The organism is Streptomyces sp. NPDC004031 (genome assembly GCF_053604375.1).
The window spans coordinates 1-4758 of sequence record NZ_JBSGHL010000127.1 but is presented as its reverse complement, the minus strand read 5'-3'; the positions used below and the strand labels follow the sequence as shown (position 1 = coordinate 4758).

The window sequence follows — 4758 nt, the reverse complement described above, 5'->3', positions numbered from 1 at the left end:
CGTGAGGGTGCGGACGAGGTCGGGCCGGGCGGCGGCGACCTTGACGGCGACGGCGCCGCCCATCGAGTTGCCGAACAGGTGCACGGGCCCGCGGCCTTCGGCGTCCAGCAGCCGTACGACGGCGCGGGCGTGCGCGGCGACGGAGTAGTTGCCGTCGTCAGGCGGCGGGGAATGGCCGAAACCCGGCAGGTCCGGCGCCTGGACGTCGAGGACGTCGTCGAGCGCGGCCATCAGCGCGGACCAGTTCTGCGACGAGCCGCCGAGGCCGTGCACGAAGAGCGCCGGTTCGGTGGCGGCGGCGCCGACCGCGTCGCGCGGGCCGTCCGGCGCGGCGTCGCGGGAGCGGACGAGCAGGCTGAGGCCGGGAAGCCGCACGGTCCTGGACGTCTCCCCGTCGGCGAGCACCGGGCCCGCCGGGGGTACGGACGCCGGAGGGGCGCCGGTTTGGGAGTAGTCCGTCGTGGCCATGGACCGATGTTACGAGACGATCACGTGAACGGTCGTGTGTTCGTCCGCACACAGGCGGACAGAACCGGCCGCGGGACGGTTGCCGCGCCCCGAGGGGGTAGCCGTTCAGTGAGCGCGCCGCCGCCCGGCGGGGGGCGCGCGCCCGCACTGCGCGCGCGTCCTTGTGCTCCTAGGCTCCAAGAAGGAGCCGGGCGGGCGCGCGGGACGGACCGCGGAGGGCCCGCGGACGTACCGGACCCCACCCACACGGGCCCGGGGCGTACCGGACCGGCACCGGACCGGCGGGAGCCGGGAAGCGAGGAAGGAAGGCGTCATGTCCGACGAGATCCCCCAGATCGCACAGATCCAGCGGGAGGCCGACGAGGACGACGACGGCGCCGTGGAGAACGCGCACGGCGACCTGGACCTGGAGGCCCCGGAGGCCGACAGTGCCGAGCAGCGCACCGACCTGCTCCAGCACCGCGACGAGCCGGTCACCTCCCGGCCGCCCGCGGACCGGGACGGCGAGGCCAACCCCGCGGACACCGCCGAGCAGCGCCGGGTGGTCGCGGTGGACGAGGACGAGGACGAGGACGAGACCCGCCGGTGACCCGGCGCGCCCGGTCACGCGCCGCGCGCGGCCGCCGGGACCGCCGGGACCGCCGCTCACCGGGCCCGCACCGTCCCCGGACACGTCCGCCCGCCGGGCCCGTCCGTCACCGCACGCGTCCGGCGCGGTTCCAGTACGTGAGAATGTGCCGTCGTACGGCGCGCAGTCTCGTTACTGAAAAGTACGATGGCCAGCGCAGCCTACGTTCCTTCGTTCATCCGTTCGTTCCGCAGAATTGGGAGGCGGCGTGACAGCCATCGAGCAGACCCAGGCACGGCCGCGCGGCACCCGCCTGCCCCGCAGGGCCCGACGCGAGCAGCTGCTGGGCGCCGCCCAGGAGGTCTTCGTCGCGCAGGGTTACCACTCGGCCGCGATGGATGACATCGCCGAGCGGGCCGGCGTCAGCAAACCGGTGCTCTACCAGCACTTCCCGGGCAAGCTGGAGCTGTATCTCGCCCTGCTGGACCAGCACTGCGAGTCACTGCTGCAGTCGGTGCGTGGCGCGCTGGAGTCCACGACGGACAACAAGAAGCGCGTCGAGGCGACGATGGACGCGTACTTCGCCTACGTCGAGGACGAGGGCGGCGCCTTCCGGCTGGTCTTCGAGTCCGACCTGACGAACGAGCCCGCGGTCCGCGAGCGGGTCGACAAGGTCTCGTTGCAGTGCGCCGAGGCGATCAGCGAGGTCATCGCGGAGGACACTGGGCTGGCGCGCGAGCAGTCGATGCTGCTGGCGGTCGGGCTGGGCGGTGTCTCCCAGGTGGTGGCGCGCTACTGGCTGGCCAGCCGCAGCGAGGTGCCGCGGGACACCGCGGTGCAGCTCCTGACGTCGCTGGCCTGGCGCGGCATCGCCGGTTTCCCGCTGCACGGCGCGGAGGGCCACCACGCCCCCGAGGGCGGTCCGCACTCCTGAGCGCCGCCCCGGCCGTCCCGCCGCGGGCCCGGTGTTCGCTCACGGCGTGCACGGGGCGCTGATCGCACACCGTCCGGCCGGGCTACGCTGAGCAGCGTAACGGCGCGACCAACCGCGCACACCGCCAGACCATCGGAGGTAACCAAGCCGTGGAGGTCAAGATCGGCGTGCTGCACGCGCCGCGCGAGATCGTCATCGAGAGCGCGCAGTCGGTGGACGAGGTCGAGCAGGCCGTCGCCAGTGCGCTGAGCGGTGACGCGAAGCTGCTCAGCCTCGTCGACGAGCACGGGCGCAAGGTGCTCGTTCCCGCCGACCGGCTGGCCTACGTCGAGATCGGCGAGTCGGCCGCCCGCAAGGTCGGCTTCGGCGCCGCGCTCTGACACACCGTCAACGGCGGGGCGGCAACCGGTGGTCCGGTTGCCGCCCCGCCGTTTTGCGTGCCCGCCCTCCCGGGTAGGACCTGTGGTGCACAGGTCCGTCTCACCGCGCCGCTGGAGGGGAATGTGATCATCCTGCAGATCACCGGCTATGCCGTGCTCGGCCTGCTGGTGGCCTTCGCCGCCGCCCGGCTCTTCCCCTCCCGGCTCCCCGACGCGGGCCTGCTGCTGCTCACCGGGGTGGTCGCCGCCCTGACCGGCGGTCTGGTGGCCTACACGATCTTCGGCGGCGGCCGCCCCGAGGCGAGCTTCGCCGCGGCCTTCGCGACGTCCGCCGCGGGCCTGAGCGTCCTCGCCAGCCCGGCCCGCCGGGGCCGGCACGCGAAGGTCAGCTCACCGGGGGCGTGAACTTCTCCCCCGGCGAGGCCGGGGGCACGGCCCCCTCCGGGTGCGGGGGCCGTGTGCGGTCGGACGGTCAGGCGGCCAGGCCCAGGGCCGCCATGCGCTTGGTGTGGGCCTCGGTGATGCGCGAGAACATCCGGCCGACCTCCGCCAGGTCGAAGCCGTCGGCGACACCGCCGACGAGCATCGTGGACAGCGCGTCCCGGTCGGCGACCACGCGCTGCGCCTGGGACAGCGCCTCGCCCATGAGCCGCCGCGCCCACAGGGCGAGCCGGCCGCCGACCCGCGGCTCCGCGTCGATGGCGGCGCGCACCTTCTCCACCGCGAAGCTCGCGTGGCCGGTGTCGTCGAGGACGGCGAGCACCAGGGTGCGGGTGTCGCTGTCCAGCCGGACGGCGACCTCGCGGTAGAAGTCGGACGCGATCGAGTCGCCGACGTACGCCTTGACCAGGCCTTCCAGCCAGTCGGAGGGCGCGGTCTGGCGGTGGAAGTCGTCCAGCGCGGTCGCGAAGGGCGCCATCGCCTCGTGCGCCGCCTCGCCGATCTCGGTGAGCCGGTCGCGCAGCCGCGCGAAGTGGTGGAACTCGGCGGCGGCCATGGCGGCCAGCTCCGCCTTGTCCTCCAGGGTCGGTGCGAGCTTCGCGTCCTCGGCGAGCCGTTCGAACGCGGCCAGCTCGCCGTAGGCCAGCGCGCCCAGCAGATCGACGACGGCGGCGCGGTAGCGCGGGTCCGCGGCGGCCGCGGCCCAGTCCTGCGCGGCGATGCCGGTCGGCCGCCCCTCCGTCCCGGTCGTCTCCGCGGGGGTGGCGGGTTCCGCGGGCTCGGCGGACCCGGCGGGCTTGGTGGTGTCGTCAGGCGTCTCCATGCGGGGCACAATAACCAAGTCGCGCCCGCCCGCCGACACCCTCCGTGTGACCCGATGATGTCCCGAACGAAACATTTGAACGGGTGCAGCTACGTGTTTCCGGGGTAGAGTGGTAATGCACCCGCCGATCACCGGCCTGGTTCCTGTCCGGTACCTGTCCGGTTTTTTTCCCCGGCGGGCGACGTGTGCAACACCTGGATGCCCGGTCGGTGGCCCGATCGGCTCCGACCCGACCGCCCTCCCGTCATCGGGAGGGGCCCACTCGCGGCACAGCGAGGGCAGCGGTCCCGCGCTTCACAGCCCCAGGCTGTACGACACCTCTGCGCGGTCAGTGACCCGCACCGGTTCCGCCGGTGCGCTCGGGCACTCGACCCCCCTTGCCGGACAGTGCCGCGTCTCACAGAAGAGGCAAGCATCCTGACCACCACGACCCCCACGACATTTCGCAGCCTCGGCATCCTTCCCGAGACGGCCGAGGCCCTCGAGGCCGTAGGCATCACCACGCCCTTCCCGATCCAGGAGATGACGCTCCCGGTCGCCCTCGCGGGCAGCGACGTCATCGGCCAGGCGAAGACCGGCACGGGCAAGACCCTCGGCTTTGGCCTCCCGCTGCTGGAGCGCGTGACCGTCGCCGCCGACGTCGAAGCCGGCCGCGCCACGCCCGAGCAGATCACCGACATGCCGCAGGCGCTCATCGTCGTCCCGACCCGCGAGCTGTGCCAGCAGGTGACCAACGACCTGCTGACCGCCGGCAAGGTCCGCGCGGTGCGCGTCCAGGCCATCTACGGCGGCCGCGCGTACGAGCCGCAGGTCGAGGCGCTGAAGAAGGGCGTCGACGTGGTCGTCGGCACCCCGGGCCGGCTGCTGGACCTGGCGGGGCAGAAGAAGCTCAGCCTGCGCCATGTGCGCACCCTGGTGCTGGACGAGGCCGACGAGATGCTCGACCTGGGCTTCCTGCCCGACGTCGAGAAGATCATGGCGATGCTGCCGGCCAAGCGGCAGACGATGCTGTTCTCGGCCACCATGCCGGGCGCGGTCATCAGCCTGGCCCGCCGCTACATGTCGCAGCCCACCCACATCCGCGCGACCGCGCCGGACGACGAGGGCGCGACGGTGGCGAACACCACGCAGCACGTCTTCCGCG

General features: G+C 73.2%; 7 protein-coding genes. 5 read left to right on the top strand and 2 right to left on the bottom strand.

The features are described from left to right. The coding region (locus ACWERV_RS36540; RefSeq protein ID WP_452941178.1) for an alpha/beta fold hydrolase at positions 1 to 468 on the bottom strand (468 nt) is incomplete at its 3' end. A 313-nt stretch (positions 469 to 781) separates the two neighbouring features. On the opposite strand from ACWERV_RS36540, the gene ACWERV_RS36535 reads away from it, so the two are divergent. From ACWERV_RS36535 to ACWERV_RS36520, 4 genes are all read left to right on the top strand, one after another. Continuing rightward, positions 782 to 1057 (top strand): hypothetical protein, encoded by a 276-nt coding sequence (locus tag ACWERV_RS36535; RefSeq protein ID WP_452941176.1) that lies wholly within the window; start codon positions 782 to 784, stop codon positions 1055 to 1057. 247 nt (positions 1058 to 1304) lie between these two features. Then, complete coding sequence (locus ACWERV_RS36530; protein ID WP_398182845.1) at positions 1305 to 1970, top strand: TetR/AcrR family transcriptional regulator; 666 nt, start codon at positions 1305 to 1307, stop codon at positions 1968 to 1970. 149 nt (positions 1971 to 2119) lie between these two features. Further along, complete coding sequence (locus ACWERV_RS36525) at positions 2120 to 2350, top strand: DUF3107 domain-containing protein (protein WP_398182842.1); 231 nt, start codon at positions 2120 to 2122, stop codon at positions 2348 to 2350. 123 nt (positions 2351 to 2473) lie between these two features. After that, the gene (locus ACWERV_RS36520; RefSeq protein ID WP_398182839.1) at positions 2474 to 2755 is read left to right on the top strand and encodes a hypothetical protein; all 282 of its coding nucleotides are present in this window, start codon (positions 2474 to 2476) and stop codon (positions 2753 to 2755) included. A gap of 67 nt (positions 2756 to 2822) precedes the next feature. Here ACWERV_RS36520 and ACWERV_RS36515 read toward each other — a convergent pair whose 3' ends face one another. Next, a complete protein-coding gene (locus ACWERV_RS36515) occupies positions 2823 to 3614 on the bottom strand; it encodes a ferritin-like fold-containing protein (RefSeq protein ID WP_452941174.1) in 792 nt (263 codons plus the stop codon). Between the two features lie 522 nt (positions 3615 to 4136). Between ACWERV_RS36515 and ACWERV_RS36510 the strand changes: the two genes are divergently transcribed. Then, a partial coding sequence (locus ACWERV_RS36510) for a DEAD/DEAH box helicase (protein ID WP_452941172.1) occupies positions 4137 to 4758 on the top strand: 622 nt, incomplete at its 3' end.

What these genes read in the sequence shown, in the direction of transcription:
- ACWERV_RS36515 (WP_452941174.1), bottom strand. Translation starts at nt 3,614, where the DNA reads ATGGAGACGCCTGACGACACCACCAAGCCCGCCGGGTCCGCCGAGCCC.
- ACWERV_RS36535 (WP_452941176.1), top strand. Translation starts at nt 782, where the DNA reads ATGTCCGACGAGATCCCCCAGATCGCACAGATCCAGCGGGAGGCCGAC.